Source organism: Arthrobacter sp. BPSS-3 (assembly GCF_044628475.1).
Lineage (GTDB): Bacteria > Actinomycetota > Actinomycetes > Actinomycetales > Micrococcaceae > Arthrobacter.
Window position 1 is genome coordinate 313988 of sequence record NZ_JBIMMV010000001.1, and the last position, 19030, is coordinate 333017.

23 protein-coding genes are annotated in these 19030 nt (G+C 67.5%); 17 read left to right on the forward strand and 6 right to left on the reverse strand.

Annotated elements, in window-relative coordinates:
- Positions 1-173: 173 nt before the first annotated feature.
- Positions 174-530 carry a hypothetical protein gene (locus ACFVY3_RS01480; RefSeq protein ID WP_400158532.1) on the forward strand — a complete coding sequence of 119 codons (357 nt, stop codon included), beginning with the start codon at positions 174-176 and terminating at the stop codon, positions 528-530.
- A 183-nt stretch (positions 531-713) separates the two neighbouring features.
- On the opposite strand, the gene ACFVY3_RS01485 is transcribed toward ACFVY3_RS01480, so the two are convergent.
- A complete protein-coding gene (locus tag ACFVY3_RS01485) occupies positions 714-1037 on the reverse strand; it encodes a hypothetical protein (RefSeq protein ID WP_400158533.1) in 324 nt (107 codons plus the stop codon).
- Between the two features lie 186 nt (positions 1038-1223).
- Here ACFVY3_RS01485 and ACFVY3_RS01490 point away from each other — a divergent pair, with 186 nt between their 5' ends.
- The 3 genes from ACFVY3_RS01490 to ACFVY3_RS01500 all read left to right on the forward strand — a co-directional run bounded on the left by ACFVY3_RS01490 (position 1224) and on the right by ACFVY3_RS01500 (position 2504).
- On the forward strand, positions 1224-1556 hold the full coding sequence (locus tag ACFVY3_RS01490; protein WP_400158534.1) for a hypothetical protein: 333 nt from the start codon (positions 1224-1226) through the stop codon (positions 1554-1556).
- A 204-nt stretch (positions 1557-1760) separates the two neighbouring features.
- Complete coding sequence (locus ACFVY3_RS01495; protein WP_400158535.1) at positions 1761-2039, forward strand: hypothetical protein; 279 nt, start codon at positions 1761-1763, stop codon at positions 2037-2039.
- 63 nt (positions 2040-2102) lie between these two features.
- Positions 2103-2504, forward strand: a complete 402-nt coding sequence (locus ACFVY3_RS01500; RefSeq protein ID WP_400158536.1) for a helix-turn-helix domain-containing protein — start codon at positions 2103-2105, stop codon at positions 2502-2504.
- Positions 2505-2587: 83 nt separating this feature from the next.
- Here the strand turns inward: ACFVY3_RS01500 and ACFVY3_RS01505 are convergent, their stop codons facing one another.
- Positions 2588-3148, reverse strand: coding sequence for a hypothetical protein (locus tag ACFVY3_RS01505; protein WP_400158537.1), 561 nt, complete (start codon positions 3146-3148; stop codon positions 2588-2590).
- A gap of 9 nt (positions 3149-3157) precedes the next feature.
- Positions 3158-4138, reverse strand: coding sequence for a hypothetical protein (locus ACFVY3_RS01510; protein WP_400158538.1), 981 nt, complete (start codon positions 4136-4138; stop codon positions 3158-3160).
- A 415-nt stretch (positions 4139-4553) separates the two neighbouring features.
- On the opposite strand from ACFVY3_RS01510, the gene ACFVY3_RS01515 reads away from it, so the two are divergent.
- From ACFVY3_RS01515 to trxA, 6 genes are all read left to right on the forward strand, one after another.
- The gene (locus tag ACFVY3_RS01515) at positions 4554-4976 is read left to right on the forward strand and encodes an STAS/SEC14 domain-containing protein (RefSeq protein ID WP_400158539.1); all 423 of its coding nucleotides are present in this window, start codon (positions 4554-4556) and stop codon (positions 4974-4976) included.
- 194 nt (positions 4977-5170) lie between these two features.
- Positions 5171-5347, forward strand: coding sequence for a DUF1059 domain-containing protein (locus ACFVY3_RS01520; protein ID WP_290256012.1), 177 nt, complete (start codon positions 5171-5173; stop codon positions 5345-5347).
- A gap of 41 nt (positions 5348-5388) precedes the next feature.
- On the forward strand, positions 5389-6510 hold the full coding sequence (locus ACFVY3_RS01525; protein WP_400158540.1) for an EAL domain-containing protein: 1122 nt from the start codon (positions 5389-5391) through the stop codon (positions 6508-6510).
- Between the two features lie 4 nt (positions 6511-6514).
- Positions 6515-7069, forward strand: coding sequence for a GNAT family N-acetyltransferase (locus ACFVY3_RS01530; RefSeq protein WP_290256010.1), 555 nt, complete (start codon positions 6515-6517; stop codon positions 7067-7069).
- Between the two features lie 84 nt (positions 7070-7153).
- On the forward strand, positions 7154-7699 hold the full coding sequence (locus ACFVY3_RS01535; protein ID WP_400158541.1) for an acyl-CoA thioesterase: 546 nt from the start codon (positions 7154-7156) through the stop codon (positions 7697-7699).
- 124 nt (positions 7700-7823) lie between these two features.
- Positions 7824-8228: a thioredoxin gene (gene trxA / locus ACFVY3_RS01540; RefSeq protein WP_290256008.1), complete on the forward strand. Its 405-nt coding sequence runs from the start codon at positions 7824-7826 to the stop codon at positions 8226-8228.
- Positions 8229-8346: 118 nt separating this feature from the next.
- Here trxA and ACFVY3_RS01545 read toward each other — a convergent pair whose 3' ends face one another.
- Entirely contained in the window at positions 8347-8625 is a 279-nt protein-coding gene (locus ACFVY3_RS01545; protein ID WP_290256007.1) for a putative quinol monooxygenase, read from the reverse strand.
- Positions 8626-8737: 112 nt separating this feature from the next.
- On the opposite strand from ACFVY3_RS01545, the gene ACFVY3_RS01550 reads away from it, so the two are divergent.
- On the forward strand, positions 8738-10411 hold the full coding sequence (locus ACFVY3_RS01550) for an AMP-binding protein (protein WP_400158542.1): 1674 nt from the start codon (positions 8738-8740) through the stop codon (positions 10409-10411).
- A 23-nt stretch (positions 10412-10434) separates the two neighbouring features.
- Here the strand turns inward: ACFVY3_RS01550 and ACFVY3_RS01555 are convergent, their stop codons facing one another.
- The gene (locus tag ACFVY3_RS01555; RefSeq protein ID WP_290256005.1) at positions 10435-11415 is read right to left on the reverse strand and encodes a DNA-3-methyladenine glycosylase; all 981 of its coding nucleotides are present in this window, start codon (positions 11413-11415) and stop codon (positions 10435-10437) included.
- Between the two features lie 135 nt (positions 11416-11550).
- Here ACFVY3_RS01555 and ACFVY3_RS01560 point away from each other — a divergent pair, with 135 nt between their 5' ends.
- Complete coding sequence (locus tag ACFVY3_RS01560; RefSeq protein ID WP_400158543.1) at positions 11551-11952, forward strand: VOC family protein; 402 nt, start codon at positions 11551-11553, stop codon at positions 11950-11952.
- A gap of 25 nt (positions 11953-11977) precedes the next feature.
- Here the strand turns inward: ACFVY3_RS01560 and ACFVY3_RS01565 are convergent, their stop codons facing one another.
- Positions 11978-13111, reverse strand: a complete 1134-nt coding sequence (locus ACFVY3_RS01565) for an SLC13 family permease (RefSeq protein WP_400158704.1) — start codon at positions 13109-13111, stop codon at positions 11978-11980.
- 132 nt (positions 13112-13243) lie between these two features.
- Between ACFVY3_RS01565 and ACFVY3_RS01570 the strand changes: the two genes are divergently transcribed.
- The 5 genes from ACFVY3_RS01570 to ACFVY3_RS01590 are packed head-to-tail and all read left to right on the forward strand — an operon-like array spanning position 13244 to position 19003.
- Positions 13244-14629, forward strand: coding sequence for a cystathionine beta-synthase (locus tag ACFVY3_RS01570; RefSeq protein WP_290256002.1), 1386 nt, complete (start codon positions 13244-13246; stop codon positions 14627-14629).
- A gap of 17 nt (positions 14630-14646) precedes the next feature.
- Positions 14647-15825 carry a cystathionine gamma-synthase gene (locus ACFVY3_RS01575; RefSeq protein ID WP_400158544.1) on the forward strand — a complete coding sequence of 393 codons (1179 nt, stop codon included), beginning with the start codon at positions 14647-14649 and terminating at the stop codon, positions 15823-15825.
- 5 nt (positions 15826-15830) lie between these two features.
- Entirely contained in the window at positions 15831-17108 is a 1278-nt protein-coding gene (locus ACFVY3_RS01580; RefSeq protein WP_400158545.1) for a glycosyltransferase 87 family protein, read from the forward strand.
- 48 nt (positions 17109-17156) lie between these two features.
- A complete protein-coding gene (locus ACFVY3_RS01585; protein WP_377973224.1) occupies positions 17157-17669 on the forward strand; it encodes a winged helix-turn-helix transcriptional regulator in 513 nt (170 codons plus the stop codon).
- Positions 17666-19003, forward strand: coding sequence for an MFS transporter (locus tag ACFVY3_RS01590; RefSeq protein WP_400158546.1), 1338 nt, complete (start codon positions 17666-17668; stop codon positions 19001-19003). The genes ACFVY3_RS01585 and ACFVY3_RS01590 overlap by 4 nt, the downstream gene beginning before the upstream one ends.
- The last annotated feature ends 27 nt before the right edge of the window (positions 19004-19030 follow it).

The following is a 19030-nucleotide window of genomic DNA, read 5'->3' on the forward strand; positions in this document are numbered from 1 at the left end:
CGCCCCCGCGCCCAGCCGCCCCCAAATGGCTCCCGCGGGGGCGTTTCTCGCTTCCCCGTCGACTGTCGTACCCGGCGGCTACCGTTCCGTGCGTGGTGAAAATAGACACGGAGGCCGTTGCACGTCTGCTGGCCAAGGCCCGCGGTGGGCGTCGCCGCCGATACGATGGCGGCATGCCAAGCTTCACCCTCGACGGGGAGACGTTCGAGTACCTGCAGCCCGATTCCGGGAACGGGCCGGAGGACGCCCAGTCCTGGACCTACGGTGCCTACCCGAAGGTCCGTGCCGCGGTTCCCTTGGCCGCCGGTGGTTCCGTGCCGGTCTACGCCTCCGCAGAGCGCTGGAACCCCTCCAGCGTCCTTGTGCGGTGGGCTGACGACGGCCGGCACTCCCACTGGGCATGGATACCCGCCGGCAACGTGGAGCGCGTGACGGACTCAGAGTGGGACATCGAAGAGTACCGGCGCTGCCCCGAGAAGTTCCGCGCCATCAGATGGGGCGACCGGCTACCCGGATTTCTGCCCGCCTAGGACCGCCCGTAGGAAAGACCCTGATCATGGAAGGTCGAGGAGTTGGCTAATTAGCTCACTGACCAGCTAACGCACGCCTTTTCACAGCGCCATTCCTTGCCGCTGCCGCCGACAGTACGCTCGAGCTGAGGACGTAAGCGGACGTTCCCGCCGCACTTCGGGCAGGTGTCTGGGATCTCGGTTTCAGCCATTTGCCGACTCCTCCGCACCTAATCCGGACAGGTCAAGGCCGCCCATTTTCTCAACCAGCCCGTCGAAAGTTTCTACGAGGCTTGGGTCGAATTTGGGCATCTTGTCGGTGCTGTATAGGAACGTGAGAGGTATAGCGGAGGAAATCGTCACTGCAGTCGTGGCCGGCTCCCCTTGAGCGTCCTCACCGCTGAAAGCGAAGTAAAAGACCTCACCCCTAGCGAGTCGCCCCAGGATCGTTTCCTGTGCTGCCCGCAGTACCTCGTCGTGCATATTTAGCGTGACATGGCCAGACGCGCCGTAGATGAACTTACCCATTGGATCCCCAGTCTCCTTGGGCGCCTGATCTGGGCGCCAGTGAGGTCGAACGTACCATCGGGCGCTGACATATCGTGCTCACCACGTGCTCACGGCGGAAAGTGCCCAGAGGGAGCAAGGGTTCTGGGTGTGGGATCTGTCCTCAAGTCAGCTCACTGGGCGGAAAGCGTGGAATAGGCTGGGCCGGTGGAGATCATTTCGGTTACCGATCCGTTGGAAGTGGCGCATAGCCAGCGGATCATGAGCTACTTCCAGCGGGCGGAGCAGGTGGCCGCTGCGCTGAGCGAAGTTATCACGCCCGGAGAGGGAACTGATCTGGCGAACGACGACGCCCGATGTCCCCATCACGACGTCGCTGGGTACGCCTACAACCAGCTGATGGTGGCGACCTCCTGTATCGAGTCGATGAAGCGAATGATGGTACAGGAGTCAGAAGACTCAATCATGCTTACTGCGAGTGCCTTCGGTGCTTACGCCCTCGTTCGTAATTCGATCGACTCAGCAGCAACCGCCCTCTGACTGTTGGAACCCGTGAACGGGACGCTGAGGATTAAGCGCAGGATCCTGCTTGGGCTCGATGAAGAGGACAAGAAGGGTTTTATGCATGAGAGTCTCGGCAAGCCGTGGGACGAAGTGAAGCATCGTCGGCAGCAACGCCTCAAGGAGGTCGCTAGCGAAGCTCAACTTGGGTCATGGAACCCGCTCGCTTATCGCCTTCCATCCATGACTACGACTCTCCGCCGGCTGGAGTACAAGCACGAGAACGTCGTAATGCCGTGGCTTTCGGCATGGCAGTTGGCCAGCGGCCACGCGCACGGGAAAATGTGGGCCCACCTCGCATCCAACGAAATCGAGGAGATCCCGGGGACGAAGACCGCCACCGGCGCCCAGTACGTCATGACTATCAACTTCGGCATGCTTGCCGTTGTGCTCTATGAGGGAGTGCAACTGCTGGAGGTGGCCGCCAGCAGGTATCTGAAGCTGGCGCAAGGACCCCAGTGAGCTGCTGGTGCCGGCACTGACAGTGCGTGGAAAAGTCGGCAACGCCTTGATTAGTCTGCGTTGATGGACAACCAGCAGCCAGACTTGGCCGGCAAGATCCTTGAGCGCATCTCGACCGATAGGGCAGTGCAGGAAGCCTTCCAACGTCTCCTGGACGAGATGCAAGGCTTCCGGGCTGAAGTCCGCGAGCTGTCCCGGGCGATGTCCGACCCAGCACGTCAGCGGTACCTGACGACGGCCGAGGTAGCGAAGCTGTTCGGAGTCTCCGAGGCAACGGTCCGCAGGCGGGTCAAGGATGAGACCTGGCCGGCATGGCGGGATGGCAGGCAGATGCGTTTCGGGCCCGCAGAGATTGCAGCCATCGAGGAGTGGGGCCGGCCCAAGCAACCCCCAATGCCGTTGACGCCTTTGGAGCGACGGCAGCGGAACAAGCAGCTCCGTTCGGTGTTCTCTGGCGGACTGTGACTACATCGTGCTCACGGGGAAAACTGCCCAGCGGTAGCAAGGGATCCGGCGCCGGCAGCTGATGAGCGAACAATCAGAAGCCCTTAGAGCTTGGTGGAAGCCGTGCCACTCAGTTCGCGGCGGACCTTATTGATCCTCGTGTACGCCACGTACAGGCGTGGAAGGGCAATGATGAACACCACGAATACGTAGGTCGTGACGGTCGTGATCACGGCGGCCCAGACACCGCCGATGCGTCCTGCTGCATCGGCGCCAAAGCTCATTGCCATTATCAAGAGGGCTGCACTTACAGCCGCAGAATAGGCCGCAACGAGGAGGTGCGCGGCCGTCTCGTCCAAGTAATCGCGGTCGATTCGCTCGCTGAACTGATTGTCCCCGGCACGATCCGTCAGCTTCAAGCGGAGGGTTGATAGTTGCCCAAAGGATGCCAGCAGTCCGCCGGAAAAGAGAGCTACGGCTGAAAGTAACGCGCCAGGAGCGCTGAGGCAGCCCCTGTTGAGAAGCATCAAAACACCTGCCGCCAAAGGGACCCCAACAACCAGAAGACGTGACAGCTTGTCAGGCCTGGGAGTTGTACCTCTGTAGTCGCTAAGCCCCTTCCAGTGTCCGCGGAAAAGGCTTGTTGGGATGATGCGGTCTAACACTTGGACCTCCTACATCGATGCGTCCAAGTCTATATTCATGTCGAGGGCCGACAATATGGGGGGAAGCCGGCTCTTGGCCGCCTGGAGGATAGCTTCCGAAGACGGGGGCACCTCTCCCATGGGGTAGATGAAAAGCCTATCGACGGTGTTGGGCGTTATCGTTTGCTGCTTGTTGTTCTCCTTGAAGGAGATTTCGCCATCGTCGAACTCCTCGTCCATTTTGAGATGGACAAGCGCTTCTACCTGTTCCGCACCTTTCCTGCTTCGTTCTCCCTTGCTTCCGTTTTGTCGGTTGTTCCACCAGTTCAGCATTACCGCCATAACGCCCCCGATGCGCTCCACGCTGAGCCCAGTTTCCGTAACCTTGACTGTCCCCTCGTCCGGGCCCCCGTCGGACTTTTTCGCTTGACGGCGGAGCGTCAGCGAAAAGTTCGACGCCTCTGAAGCGATTGAGGCGAAGCGATCCGGGTCAAACATTGGGTTGGCCACCCAACGTAGCCATGCCGTCTCTGCCCTGTTTCCGGCCGCATCGAAGGTAACAGCGTCCCTTTGATTCAAACAGCGCAACCAATGAAACAGGACCTCACCGACGTGGGTCCTACCCTTAACTTCTGAGACCATCACGGCGGCATTCCCGGTTTCGGGGAAAACTAGCCACAGACGGTAGCCCCTACCACCTGCCTTGCCGGTCATAGGAGAATATGCGCCGGTTGATTCCAAGAGGGTCTCGTAATCTCCCTCAACGCCATAGTCGAACAGAAGATCCAGCCTTCGTCCATGTTGTGAAACCTTGCGGAGGAAGAGCATTGGCTTCCTCTTCTTGATGAGACCTTCTACAGGTTCGGCGTCATCTTCGGCTTCGGGCTTCTCTGTTAGGTAGGTTGGCGAACCCACAAGCGGCTGCCCCACGAGCGCCGTCAACTGCTCACACAACAACTGAACTGCGTGGAGGGTTTTGCTGCTATCCCCGGTTTTGTGGACCTTGGACATATCGAGTGTCGGCTGTTTCCGAGCCGGATGAACCACCAGTTGGTGCAACCGATATCCGTACGCTGTCAAGAGCCCCCCTGTTTCTGTGGTGTGTGATCACGCCGTGAGCACACGCCACAGAATACAGGGAGGTAACGGAAGTGATGGAAGGCTGTGCTGCGCGCCGTACACCGCGGTGAGAGGCAGAAGGGGGTGTCGGCAGTGCCAGCTGACGATATAGGGTAAATCACTGTAAATCAGCTGGCAACGCCTACGGGGGTTCGAATCCCTCATCTGCCACCCTCGGAAAAACCTCCGGAACCATCACGGTTCCGGGGGTTTTTCTTTTGCCCGGCGTCACATGCGGGCGCAGACCGCGGGCCACCGCGCCGATCCGGCACGCCCGGGGTTATTCTGGCGCTGGAAAGGATTCGACATGGAGATCAGCCTGGCGGCGGGAAAGGGAACGCTCACCCTCGACCGGAGCGGCATTCTGCGTCTGAGCTGGGCAAAGGGTTCCGCAGTAGAGGCCGTTGACGCCATGGAATCCGTGTTGGCGGTCGGCAAGGTCAGCGCCGGGCGGATGCTGCCCCTGCTGATCGACATCAGCGACGTCGATGTCAGCGCCGGCGCGCGGAACCACTACCTGGAGAGCCGCTTCGTGTGCGCCGTCGCCCTCGTGGGAGCCACCAATGTGGACCGCGTGGTGGCGGCGTGGATGCGCCGCGGCAATGACTGCCCCCAGCGGTACTTCACCGACCTAAGCGACGCCGAGGCGTGGCTGAACGGGCTCGAACGGCCCCCGGCCGCAGGGCACCAGCCCGCCGTCGCATCCGCCGTCGACCCCACCCCGGCCTAACTCCCGCCGCGGGCGCGAACCGCCTACCAATCCACCCTTTGCGCGGGCACCCGGACATCCCGCCCAACCCGGCGCCACGGCACCCCACGTCACCCCGCGGCGCGCCGAAAAAGTCATCTTCCGTGCAATCGGTTGGCGGACCCTACCGGGAAGTAGGGTTGTGCCGTTATTCGTGTTGAAGCATAGGAGCTGAAGTGAAGTCGTTTGCATGTGGTGACGTGGTCCCGGGCTGTGAAGCACGCTGGGTCTGCAGCACTGAAGATGAAATCCTGGTCCAGGTCGGTGCGCACGCCGCGTCCGTCCATGGCCTGACCGAACTGCCGCATGAGCTGGTCTCGTCGGTGCAGAAGTCCATTCGCCCGGTCAGTTGAGTCACGGGGCGGGCAGGTCGGGCCCGGAAACCGGCACTTTAATGCCGCCGGACTGGGACGCCCTGCTCGCCGCCGCCTGCCGCGGCGAGGGCCTTGCGACGGCGTATCAGCCGATCGTGGACACCTCCCGCGGGAGCGTCGTCGGGTACGAGGCGCTCGCGCGTTTCCCCGGCTACACAGAGAAAAACCCTGAGGTCTGGTTTGCCGCGGCGCGGACCCACGGCAAGGCCGCCGAACTGGAGGCCGCCGCACTGCGCACAGCCCTGCGGGCGAGGGCGGCCCTGCCTCCCAACTGTTTCCTGACGGTCAATATCTCCCCGGAGCTGCTGACCTCCGAGTGCGTCCGTTCCGTCTGGCGGGACGAGGGGCAGCTGGGCGGCCTGATTGTGGAGCTCACCGAGCAGACCCCCATTGATTCCTACGTCGGCCTCGAGCCGGACCTGAACCAGCTGCGCTCGGCCGGCGCGCTGATCGCCGTCGATGACGCCGGTGCCGGGTACGCGGGCCTGCGCCACCTGCTCGCGCTGCGGCCCTCGATGATCAAGATCGACAGGGAGCTGATCCAGGACGTCGACCGGGACGAGGCGAAGCGGGCCCTGATCGAGATGATGGGGGCCTTCGCGAGCCGCGTGGACGCCTGGATCCTGGCCGAAGGCGTGGAGCGGTCCGAGGAACTCGACGCCCTGGTGGCACTCGGCGTCCCCCTGGTCCAGGGCTACTACCTCGCCCGGCCCGGCCCGCCCTGGGCAGGAATCGAGCTTGACGTCGCGCACCGACTGGCCAGCGCCCGCACGGTCGCGGACAAGACCGTCATCCGGGACATCGTGGAGGCGGCTCCCGCCGTCCCAACCATCGCCGCCGCGGCCGAGGCCTTCGGAGCCAACCCGGCCCTGGAGGATGTGGTCCTGCTCGGGGAGCACCTCCGGCCGGTCGCACTCCTGAGTCCGGGGGCGGCAGCGATGGGCGTGGTCAGCCAGGGGATTCGAGTCAATCTCGACACCCCGCTGGAACAGGCCCTGGCCCGGTCCATGACCCGGCCCCGGGAGCAGCGCTACGAGGCCCTCCTCGTCACGGACAACGCCGGCCGCTTCGCCGGGGTCGCACGGATGGAGCGCATGATCCTTGCCCTGGCCGCACCCGGAGCAGATGCGGTGGAAGGATAGGGAGATGCCCCCTCCCGATTCCTTGCTGGCCGCCGACCTGCCGGACGGCGTCGTCATGCGCATCGTTCGGGAGGAAGACGCCGGTGAGCTCGCCGATGCCTACCGCCGCAACAGCGCGCACCTCGCGCCCTGGGAGCCGGTCCGCGGCGAAGAGTTCCTGACCCCAGCCGGCCAGCTCGCCAACACCCGGGGGAAGCTGGGGATGTTCGAGGCGGGAACCGGCGTGCCCTGGATCCTGCTCTCCGGACGCCGGGTGATCGGCGGCATGACCCTGAGCGGCATCGTGCGGGGCCCGTTCCTCAGCGCCAACCTGGGCTACTGGGTGGACCAGGACTTCAACGGCCGCGGGATCTGTTCGGCCGCCGTTGCCCACGTCCTCGAAGCCTCATCCACCACCCTGGGACTGCACCGGATCCAGGCGGCCACCCTGCTCCACAACGACGCCTCGCAGAAGGTGCTGCGGCGCACCGGCTTCGACGAGATCGGCGTCGCCCCGCAGTACCTGAAGATCGCCGGGCGCTGGCAGGACCACCTCCTGTTCCAGCGGCTGCTGTACTAAGCAGCGTCCGCGGGGCTTGCCCCGCCGTCCCGCCACGCTTCGTCATGATTGGCACCATAGTTACCCGCGGGTAACATAGCTGGCATGCACCTGCTGCTCCGCACCCTCTTCCTCCTGATGAACGCGTCCCGGCGCCCTAAGCTGGGCATCTGGGACGCCGCGAGCCTGCCGCTGCGGGTCCTGCCCACGGACATCGACATCGCAATGCATGTCAACAACGGCATGTATTTCTCGCTCATGGACCTTGGGCGGTTCGACCTGATGGCGCGCAGCGGCACCTGGAAGGCCATGCGGCGGCGCGGCTGGACCCCCGTGGTGGCGGGCGAGACCATAGCGTTCCGCCGCTCGCTGCAGCTGTGGCAGCAGTACACCATCGAAACCAAGGTAATCGGCCTGGACTCCAAGGCCATCTACTTCGAGCAGCGGATGGTGGTCGACGGCGAGATTTACGCCCGCGCGCACATCGCCACCCGATTGGTCAGCAAGGGCAAGCCGGTCAGCCAGGAGGACATCCTGCGCGAATTCGGCGAGCCGCCCGCCGGCCTCGAACTGCCCGAATGGCTGCACTCCTGGCGCGAAACCAACGCCCTCCCGGGTGCCCGCCGCCCGGCGCCGCACCTCTGGGGCTGACCGGACGTACTCACCTCCGCGCCCGCCGGGGGACCCGTCCGAGCACGCGTGCGGGGCGGACGGCCGGATGAGCCACGAGCGAAACACCGGCGACTTTCCGGCCCGTCTCGCGTACCGTTGAGAAATGGCAACCGTAGACATTACAGGTGAACAGTTCGCAGCGACCGTCGAGGACAACGATATTGTCCTGGTAGATTTCTGGGCCGAATGGTGCGGCCCGTGCAAGCAGTTCGGCCCCACCTACGCCGCCGTTTCGGAGAAGCACCCCGACGTGGTGTTCTCCAAGGTGGACACCGAGGCCGAGCAGCAGCTGGCCGCCGAGGCCGGCATCACCTCGATCCCCACCCTGATGGCGTTCCGCGAGAAGGTTCTGGTCTTCTCGCAGCCGGGCGCCCTGAACGCCCAGCAGCTGGAACAGGTGGTGGACGCCGTCAAGGCGCTCGACATGGAGGAAGTCCACGCCCACGTCGCCCGCTCGCAGGCCGAAGCCGCCACCAAGCAGGACGGCACGCAGATCCCCGACGCCTAGGCCCCACGGCCGGCGTCAACCAACGCGGGGCCGCCCCAGCCCCATCCTTCCAAGGACGGCGAGCCTGGAGCGGCCCCGCGTTGTGTCGTTATAGGCGGTGGGCTACCCCGCCGAACGGCTAGACCCGCTCCACCTTCACTGGCTCGGCCAGCAGGGCGCTCAGGGACTCGTTCAGGTCCTGGAGGGCGCTGCCCTTCGCGTGCCGGTCCAGGTCCTCCTGGCTGGCCCACTGCTCGGTCAGGACCAGGCGCTCTTCCGTGGCCTCGGTCAGTTCGTAGCGCAGGCAGCCGGGTTCATTGACCACCTCGTCGATCGCAATCTCGAGGGCAAGCTTCACGCGGAAGAATTCGCCGTCGTTGGGGATGAAAGTGGCTCGCAGATCAATGGGTTCGCTCATGTCCTCCAGCCTAGCTGGCGTCCCCGGGCGGCGCCCCGGGCGACCGAAAGATTTCCTAGGACATCCACGCTTTCCTCTTCTCTTGCCGACGGCGTGTTGGTAGCGTCACATCATGCTTGCGTACACCGCCGGGGACACTGACGTCCCGCTGATCGATGAAACCATTGGCGCGAACTTTGAGCGGATCGCCGCCCGGTTCCCCTACCATGACGCCCTCATCGAGGCCGCCGCCGTCCCGGGCGGTGAAGCCCGGCGCTGGAGCTACGCCAAAATGAACGACGACGTCGACCGGCTGGCCCGCGCGCTGCTCGCCGTCGGCGTCGCCAAGGGGGAGCGGGTGGGAATCTGGAGCCCGAACTGCGCCGAGTGGACCCTGCTGCAATACGCCACCGCCAAGATCGGCGCCATCCTGGTCAACGTCAACCCGGCCTACCGCAGCCACGAACTCGAGTTCGTCGTGAAGCAAAACGGGATGAGGATGCTGGTCACGGCGCCGTCGGACAAGAACAGCGACTACACCGCCATGGCCCGGCAGGCCTTGGCGGAATGCCCGGAACTGAAGGAACTCGTGTTCCTGCCCGCGGGCCAGCCCGGACTCACCGGGGCGGAGCCGGAGAACGACGCCGAGCAGGGCTACGCGGAGCTGCTCCGCCGCGCCGACGACGTCCCCTATGCCGCGCTCAAGGACCGGATGGCGGGTCTGGATCCGCACGACGCCATCAACCTGCAGTACACCTCCGGCACCACGGGCTTCCCCAAGGGCGCGACGCTGACCCACCACAACCTGCTCAACAACGGCTACTCGATCGGTGAGCTGCTGGACTACACCGAACACGACAGGGTGGTCCTGCCGGTGCCCTTCTACCACTGCTTCGGCATGGTGATCGGCAACCTTGCGGCGCTCAGCCACGGCGCGGCCACCATCATCCCCGGCCGCGGCTTCTCGCCGGCCGCCGCGCTGGAAGCCGTCCAGGACTTCGGCGGCACCTCGCTCTACGGCGTCCCCACGATGTTCATCGCGGAGCTGGCGCTGCCGGACTTCGCGTCCTACGACCTCTCCACCCTGCGCACCGGGGTGATGGCCGGTTCCCTGTGCCCTATCGAGGTGATGAATCGGGTGATCGCGGAGATGAATATGCGCGATGTGGCCATCTGCTATGGCATGACGGAGACCTCGCCGGTGTCCACCATGACCCGCAGCGTGGACACCATGGAGCAGCGGACCCAGACCGTAGGCCGGACCATGCCGCAGCTGGAGAGCCGCATCATCGATCCCGTCAGCGGCGAGGTGCTGCAGCGCGGCGAGATCGGCGAACTGTGCACGCGCGGCTACTCGGTGATGCAGGGGTACTGGAACCAGCCGGAGAAGACCGCCGAGGCGATCGACCCCGAAGGCTGGATGCACACAGGCGACCTCGCCCGGATGGACGAGGACGGCTACATCGTGGTGGAGGGCCGGATCAAGGACATGGTGATCCGGGGCGGCGAGAACATCTACCCGCGCGAGATCGAGGAGTTCCTCTACACCCACCCGGACATCCAGGACGTGCAGGTGATCGGCGTTCCCGATGCCACCTATGGAGAGGAACTGATGGCGTGCGTGATCCTCAAGCCGGAGGCCGGCCCGATGGACGCCGAGTCCCTGGCCGGCTTCTGCCGCGGCAAGCTGGCGCACTACAAGATTCCCCGGTACGTGGAGGTCCGCGACAGTTTCCCGATGACCGTGTCCGGCAAGATCCGGAAGGTCGACATGCGGCAGGAGGCCGTGGCGCGCCTGGGCCTCTGACCCGGGTCCCCGGCCGGCGGGTCCTAGTGGTGGCGGTGGTCCTGGATGGTCATCCGTGCGCCGAAGACGGGTTTCCGGAACCCGCTGAGCCCGATCATCCGGACCACCCGCTGGCGGTGCCCGGCCCAGGGCGCCAGCAACCGGATCATCCCGGCGTCGTCGGTGCGCCGGCCGGTCAGGGCCGCGCCCACGTAGGCGGCGAGGTGGTAGTCGCCCACCGCGATCGAATCGGGACAGCCGTGGGTGCGCTGCACTACCTCGGCCGCTGTCCAGATCCCGACCCCCGGGAGGGTCTGCAGTTTGGTGGCAGCCTCCGCCGAGGGCAGCCCGGCCAGCCGTTCGAGCGCCGCGGCGGAGCGGAGGACGCGCATGGCCGTGTCCGAGCGCTGCGGTCCGACGCCCGCCTTGTGCCACTCCCACGAGGGAATGGCGAGCCACTGCCGGGGCGTGGGCTGGACCATCAGGGTATCCGGGGCCACGGTGCCCGCACCCGGTGCCGGCGTCCCGAAGCGGTAGACCAGGTAGCGGTAGCCGCGGCGGGCCTCGATCACGGTGACCTTTTGTTCCATGATGGTCGGGATCAGGGCGTCGACCATGCGACCGGTGGCGGGCAGCCGGACGGCAGGGTTCCGGTGGCGGGCGTCCCGGACCATGCGGGGGAGCGTGGCGTGGAACGACGGCTCGTCAAAGCCAGTCCAGTCGTCGTCGCCGCCCAGCAGCCGGGGAACGGCCGCGACGGCCTCCTCCGCGCCGGGACCCCATGCCCGGGCATCGACGAAAGGATCCGACGCCGGCCCGTGGGAGACCAAGCGCAAACTGGCCGGACCGGCCGCGGTGGTGAAGGCCAGCCACACGCCGTCGGCGGCGACCTTGACGGCCGGGTCCCCGTGGCCGCGGCGCAGCGGGCTGATGGTCTGCAGCAGGTCGAACGGGCCGCCCGGACGCCAGCGCAGCGAGGCATCCGCGGACGCGGACGCGCCGGCGGACAGTTCTGCGGTGGTCATGCTTCCATGTTCCCACGGAGCTCCGACGCCGAGTCGAACGGCCCTGACCGGCGGCCCGCCTCCGGTCCTACAATCCCCCCAGGAGAAGCTGGTCCGGGCCGAAGGTGCGGACCCCGGCGAGGGCAGGAACAGATCATGGGCGGCGGCGTGGTGCATTTTGAACTTCCCGCGGACGACGAGGACCGGGCACGCGGTTTCTACAAGGCGGTGTTCGGCTGGACCTTCCAGGTGATGCCGGAAATGGAATACAGCCTGGCGCTGACCACTCCGATGGATGAGCACGGCCGGCCAGCGGTGGCGGGGTCCATCAATGGTGGCATCTTCCGCCGCGGCGAGCTGCGCGCGCCCGTGGTCACCATCGACGTCGAGGACATCGACGCCGCCCTTCGGGACATCGCCGCCCGCGGCGGCGCCGTCCTGCGCGGCAAGATGGAGGTGCCGGGCTCCGGCTGGAACGCCTACTTCACGGACACCGAAGGCAACGTGGTGGGGCTGTGGCAAAACGCCGCCCCCGCCGGGGATGCCGACGGCGGATAGGGCGGCGTTCAGTGCCAGGACAGGGTCAGTGCATCCCGCTGGTCAGCCACAGCGCCACGACCGCCAGCGGCAGCGTGAGGACGACGGCCGCGAGGCCGGCCAGGGCGAAGCCGCCCCAACGGATCTCCACATTCAAGGCCCGCAGCCGCTCGTGCCAGAGCAGGGTGGCCAGGGAGGCCCACGGGGTCACCAGCGGACCCAGGTTCACGCCGATCAGCAGGGCCGCCAGCCGCACGGGCGATCCGCCCACGGGCTCGAGGGCCAGGTAGGCGGGGAGATTGTTGACGACGTTGGCCGCCCCCGCGCCGAGGCCCGCCAGCTGCAGCAGCGCGGGCAGGCTGTCCCCGGACCCGGCGATTCCCGCCAGGGCACGGGTCAGGCCGTTGGAGTGCAGGGTCTCCACCACCATGAAGAGTCCCACCGTGAGCACCAGCGGGCGCCACGGCACCATGGACCAGCGCAGCGAGGATCGGCGGCGCCAGAGGAACAGCACCAGCAGCACCGCGGCCGCGATGCCGGCCGGGATGTAGACCGGCAGGCCGGAGACCAAGGCCGGCAGCAGGAGAATCATGACGCCCGATGACGCGTAGAGCAGTACCTTGTCCCGGACCCCGTGCGGGGCCTGGCGGCCGTATCCGCCGCGCAGGTCCTTGCGGAACGCCAGCCACAGCAGCACCAGCGGCAGCAGGATGCCCACCAGCGAGGGAGCCCAGACCAGGCCCGCGAAGCCGGCGGGGCTCAGGCCCAGCCGGGACTGGGCCAGCAGGTTGGTCAGGTTCGAGACCGGCAGCAACAGCGAGGCCGTATTGGCCAGCCAGATGGTGGTCAGGGCAAACGGCAGGGGAGGGATGCGCGCGTGCACCGCCAGCAGGACGACGACGGGCGTGACCAGCACCGCCGTCGTATCCAGTGATAGGAAGATGGTGGAGACCGTGGACAAGCCGATCACCAGCAGCCACAGCAGCAGGACCCGGCCCCGGCCCCACGCCGCCAACCGGTCCGTCACCGCCCGGAACAGGCCGGCGTCGTCCACCAGTTCGGTCACCAGGGACATGGCCACCACGAACGCCAGCACGGGGACCGTGCGGTCGGCCAGTTCGCCGAACGCCGGCAGCGGCAGCAGGCCCACTGCCAGCGCCAGGATGCCGGCCAGCAGCATGCCGCCGGGAACCGCGTAGCTGCGCAGCGCAGGCAGCCAGGAATTTCGCTTCACCGGCTAATCCTCGCACCCGCGCGGGCCCCGCATGGCACGGGAGCGGCCCGGTGACGCGAAGACGGTAACTTGGTAGTCATGAAGTATGCGCCGTCCGTCCTGGACCTCATCGGCAACACGCCCCTCGTCAAGCTCAACCACGTCACCGAAGGCATCGCCGCCACGGTTCTGGTGAAGGTGGAATACCTGAACCCCGGCGGGTCCATCAAGGACCGGATCGCGGCGAAGATGATCGACGAGGCCGAGCGCAGCGGCAAGCTCAAGCCCGGCGGCACCATCGTGGAACCGACCTCCGGCAACACCGGCGTCGGCCTGGCCCTGGTGGCCCAGCAGAAGGGCTACCGCTGCATCTTCGTGGTCCCGGACAAGGTGGGCGAGGACAAGCGCTCCGTGCTGCAGGCCTACGGCGCCGAGGTGGTTGTCACCCCCACCGCCGTCGCCCCGGACAGCCCGCACAGCTACTACGGCGTCTCGGACCGGCTGGTCCGGGAAATCCCCGGCGCGTACAAGCCGGACCAGTTCTCCAACCCCGCCGCCCCCGGCAGCCACTACGAGACCACCGGCCCGGAAATCTGGCGGGACACCGACGGCCGGGTCACCCACTGCGTGATCGGCGCTGGTACCGGCGGCACCATCACCGGCACCGGCCGCTACCTCAAGGAAGTCTCCGCGGACCGTCCCGACGCCGACGGCGGCGTCGTCAAGATCATCGGCGCCGACCCCGCCGGCTCGGTCTACTCAGGTGGCACCGGCCGGCCCTACTTCGTCGAGGGCGTCGGCGAGGACATGTGGCCCGGCAACTACGACAAGGGCGTCCCGGACGAGGTCATCGCCGTCACCGACGCCGACTCCTTCGCCATGACCCGCCGCCTGGCCCGCGAGGAGGGCCTCCTGGTGGGCGGTTCCTCCGGCATGGCCGTGGTCGCCGCGCTGCGGGCCGCCAAGGACCTGCCGGCCGACGCCGTCGTGGTGGTCATCCTGCCCGATTCCGGCCGCGGCTACCTGGCCAAGATCTTCAACGACCAGTGGATGCGCTCCTACGGCTTCCTCGCCAGCGGCGACGAGGCCTCCGTGGAAGAGGTACTCAAGGCCAAAACCGGGGAACTGCCCGACCTGGTGCACATCCACCCGAACGAGTCCGTCCGCGACGTCATCAACATCATGAACGAGTACGGCGTCTCGCACATCCCGGTCCTCTCGCAGGAACCACCCGTGGTGATGGGCGAGGTCCTCGGCTCCGTCGACGAACGCACGCTGACCGCCAAGCTGTTCCGCGGCGAGGCGGCCCTCACGGACAAGATCTCCGAACACATGGAGCCCCGCCTGCCCGTGATCGGTTCGCTCGAATCGATCTCGACCGCCCGCGAACTCCTCTCCGACGCGGACACCCTGATGGTGACCTTCGTCGGCGCGCCGGTGGGCATCCTCACCCGCCACGACCTCCTCGCCTACCTCAGCAACTGACATCTCCAAGGAGTCCCATGTCCTCGTCTGACAGCACCCCCGCAGGCTTCAACACCCGTGCGGTCCACGCCGGCCAGGCTTTCGAGCCGCGCACCGGTGCCGTGGTCCCGCCGCTGCACTTCTCCTCCACCTATGCCCAGGACGGCATCGGCGGACTCCGCTCCGGCTACGAGTACGGCCGCGGCGGCAACCCCACCCGCGACGCGCTGCAGGAGCAGCTCGCCGCGCTTGAGGGCGGATCGCACGCTTACTCCTTCGGCTCCGGCCTGGCCGCCGAGGACTCGATGATCCGCGCCCTGACCCGGCCCGGGGACCACATCGTCCTCGGCAACGACGCCTACGGCGGAACCTACCGCCTGATCAGCCGCGTCCTTGGCGAGTGGGGGATCGGCAACACCCCGGTGGACATGTCCGACCTGGAGGCCGTCGCCGCCGCGGTCGCCGCCAACCAGACCCGGCTGGTCTGGGTGGAGACCCCGTCCAACCCGATGATGAAGATCACCGACATCGCCGCGCTCGCCACGGTGGCGCACGACGCCGGGGCCCTCCTGGTTGTGGACAACACCTTCGCGTCCCCGTACCTGCAGAACCCGCTGGCGCTGGGCGCCGACGTCGTCGTCCACTCCACCACCAAGTACATCGGCGGCCACTCCGACGTCGTCGGCGGCGCGATCGTGGTCAACGACCCTGAACTGGCCGAGAAGATCGGCTTCGTGCAGTTCGCCGTCGGCGCCGTGTCCGGGCCGATGGACGCCTTCCTGACCACCCGCGGGTTGAAGACCCTCGGCGTGCGGATGGACCGGCACAGCGACAACGCCCAGGCCGTTGCCGAATGGCTGCTGCAGCGCCCCGAGGTGGAAGCCGTGCTCTACCCGGGCCTGCCCTCGCACCCCGGCCACGAACTGGCGAAGAAGCAGATGAAGAAGTTCGGCGGCATGGTCTCCGTGCAGTTCAAGGGCGGCGAGCAGGCTGCCCGCACGGTGGCGGAATCCACCTCCGTGTTCACGTTGGCCGAATCCCTCGGCGGCATCGAGTCGCTGATGAACTACCCCTCGGAGATGACGCACGCCTCCGTCAAGGGCACCGAGCTGGCCGTCCCGGAGAACCTGCTCCGGCTCTCCTGCGGCATCGAGGACGTGGAGGACCTGATCGCGGACCTCGAGCAGGCCTTCTCCCGGCTCCAGCCGGGCAGCTAACGCCGGTGTCCGTTCTCTCCACGCCGGCCCGCACCCCGCTGCGCGGCTGGCTCGCGACGGCGGCCGGTGCGGCCGCCGTCGTCGTTGCGCTAGTGGTCCTCTACACGGCCTACGAGCCGCTCATGAACGACTTCGAGGTCTACTTCTACGGCGGCAACCGCGTGCTGCAGACCGGCGAGACCGGAGTGAACGAACTCTACGCACCCCGGGAAGGGCTGCCGTTCACCTACCCGCCGTTCGCGGCCCTGGTCTTCGCCGCGATGGCCCTGCTGGGGTCCGCCGGCGGCAGCACGGTCTTCACGGCGACGGCGCTGCTGGGCGCCCTTGTAGTCTCCGCCTGGCTTACCCGGCACTACTTCGGACTGGGCCGGTGGCGGGACGCGGCCGCCGACTGGCGGTTCCGCTCCGTGACCCTGGCCGGCACCGCCGCGGTGCTGCTGCTGGGACCCTGGCGGGACACCTTCGACTTCGGCCAGATCAACATCATCCTAATGGGCCTGATCCTGGCCGACTTCGCCCTCCACGGAAAGTCCCGCGCGGGGGAGTTGCGCTGGCCCGCGGGGCTGCTGATCGGCGTCGCCGCCGGCATCAAGCTGACCCCGCTGGCGTTCGGGCTGTACTTCCTGGTCCGCCGCGACTTCAAGGCCCTGGCCTGGATGGCGGCCGGCTTCTTCGGCTCGATCGCCCTGGCCTGGGCGCTGCTGCCCGCCGCCTCGGTCACCTTCTGGACCAAAATCCTCCCGGACACCGGCAGGATCGGCGGCCCGGGCTACGTGGACAACCTCTCGGTCAAGGGCCTGCTGCTGCACCTGGGCCTGCCGGACACCACCTCCACCACCCTGCTCTGGCTGGTGCTGTCGCTGGCGCTGGCCGCCGTGGCCGCGCTGGTCATCCACTGGGCGCTGGCCGCCGACGAGAACTTCGTGGCCGTCTCCGCCACCGCCGTGCTGATGCTGCTGGTCAGCCCCGTCTCCTGGTCCCACCACTGGGTCTGGATGGCCGTCGCGTTGCCCTGCCTGGGCTTCGCCATCCACCGGGTCCCGTCGCGGAACGGCCGCATGAGGATCGCCGGGTGGGTCATCCTGGCCGCCACCGCCGCCGCGTTCTACCTGACGCCCAAGTACCTGGCGGTCCTGGCCGGGGCGCACGAGTGGGGCAAGGGACCGCACACCCAGTGGCAGCTCACCCTCGCCAGCCTGGGCGTGCTGTGCGGGATCGCGATGCTGGCCTACTGGGCCCTGGCGTACAGGCCGTCCCGCACCGCCCTCCGCTCCCGGGACTGATCCCGGAAAACTCTGGCTTTCTTGAAAGAAGTCAGCTAGCCTGCCGGTATGGCACTGAGATCCGACTGGTCCGAACGCACCTGCAGCATGGCCCGTGGCCTGGACATCCTCGGCGACCCCTGGGGCGTCCTGGTCCTCCGCGAGATCTTCTTCGGCAACGGCCGCTTCGATGCGATCAAGGACCGGCTGGGCGCCTCCGACTCGGTGCTGACCCGGCGGCTCGCGGCGCTCGTCGACGCCGGGCTGCTCACCCGGCGCCCCTACGACGACGGCGGCCGGAGCCGGGAGGAATACGTGCTGACTGCCAAGGGCCAGGACGCGCTCCCGGTGCTCAACGCCGTCGTCATCTGGGCCGAAAAGCACCTGCCCGCCCCCACCCCGGAGGCCCACATGTTCGTGGTCCACACCGGCTGCGGGCAGCGGACCAGCTCCGCCGACACCTGCACCGGCTGCGGCGAGCGGCTGAGCGCCGGCAACACCAGCTGGCATAGCCTCACCCGGACAGACCGGCCCGTCCCGCTGGCCACAGCCCCCGCTCCGCGGAACGGAGCCGCGGCATGAGCGCCCGGCCCGCCGGTTCTGCGGACGTCGCCGCGTCGACCCGGCCCCCGTCGGGTCGCCGGCACCGGATCCACCCCGCGTGGACGGTGGCGGCCGTCGCGTTCCTGGCCCTGGTGGGCGCGGCAGGATTCAGGGCCGCTCCCGGCGTGCTGATGGTCCCGCTGCAGCAGGAATTCGGCTGGTCCACCACGGTCCTCTCCGCCGCGGTCAGCATCAACCTGGTCCTGTTCGGCCTCACCGCCCCCTTCGCCGCGGCCCTGATGGAGCGCTTCGGCATCCGGTCCGTTACCGCCGTCGCCCTGGCACTGATCGGCGCCGGCAGTGCCCTCACCGTCCTGGTGACCCAGTCCTGGCAGATCCTCCTCACGTGGGGGCTGCTGATCGGGCTCGGCACCGGCTCCATGGCGCTGGTCTTCGCGGCCACCATCGCCAACACCTGGTTCGCCACGAGGCGGGGCCTGGTGACCGGCATCCTCACCGCCGGGAGCGCGGCCGGGCAGCTGGTCTTCCTGCCCTTCATCGCGGCCCTGGCCCAGCACCCCGGCTGGCGGCAGGCCTCCCTGCTGATCGCCGCCGGGGCCCTGGCCGTGGTCCCGCTGGTGCTGAAGTTCCTGAAGAATTCCCCGGCCGACGCCGGCGTCCTGCCCTACGGGGCCGAGACCCCGGAGGCGTCCGAGGCCGGCCCGGCACCCGCCCCGCGCGTCAACGCCGCGGTCCGGGCCCTCCGGGTGCTTCGGCGGGCCGGCAGGGTCCGCACCTTTTGGGCACTCGTGGCCGGCTTCGCCATTTGCGGTGCCACCACCAACGGGCTCATCGGCACCCACTTCATCCCCTCCGCGCACGACCACGGCATGCCGGAGACTACGGCGGCGGGGCTGCTGGCCGTCGTCGGCATCTTCGACATCGTCGGCACCATCGCGTCCGGCTGGCTCACGGACCGCTTCAACCCGCGGGTGCTGCTCGCCGTGTACTACCAGTTCCGCGGCATCGGGCTGCTGGTGCTCCCGCTCCTCCTCGGCGCCGAGGTCCAGCCCAGCATGATCGTCTTCGTTGTCATCTACGGCCTCGACTGGGTGGCCACCGTCCCGCCCACCGCGGCGATCTGCCGTCAGGTGTTCGGCGCCGACGGGGGCGTCGTCTTCGGCTGGGTGTTCGCCGCCCACCAGCTCGGCGCCGCAGCGGCCGCGCTGGCCGCCGGCGCCGTCCGGGACGCCACCGGCCAGTACACCTACGCCTGGTTCGCCGCGGCCGCCATGTGCACCATCGCGGCGGTCATCAGCGCCACCATCCCCAAGGACGCCGGGCGCGACGCCAAGGTCGCGGTGCCGGCCTGAGCACTCGGTAGGATGAACGGCGGGGAC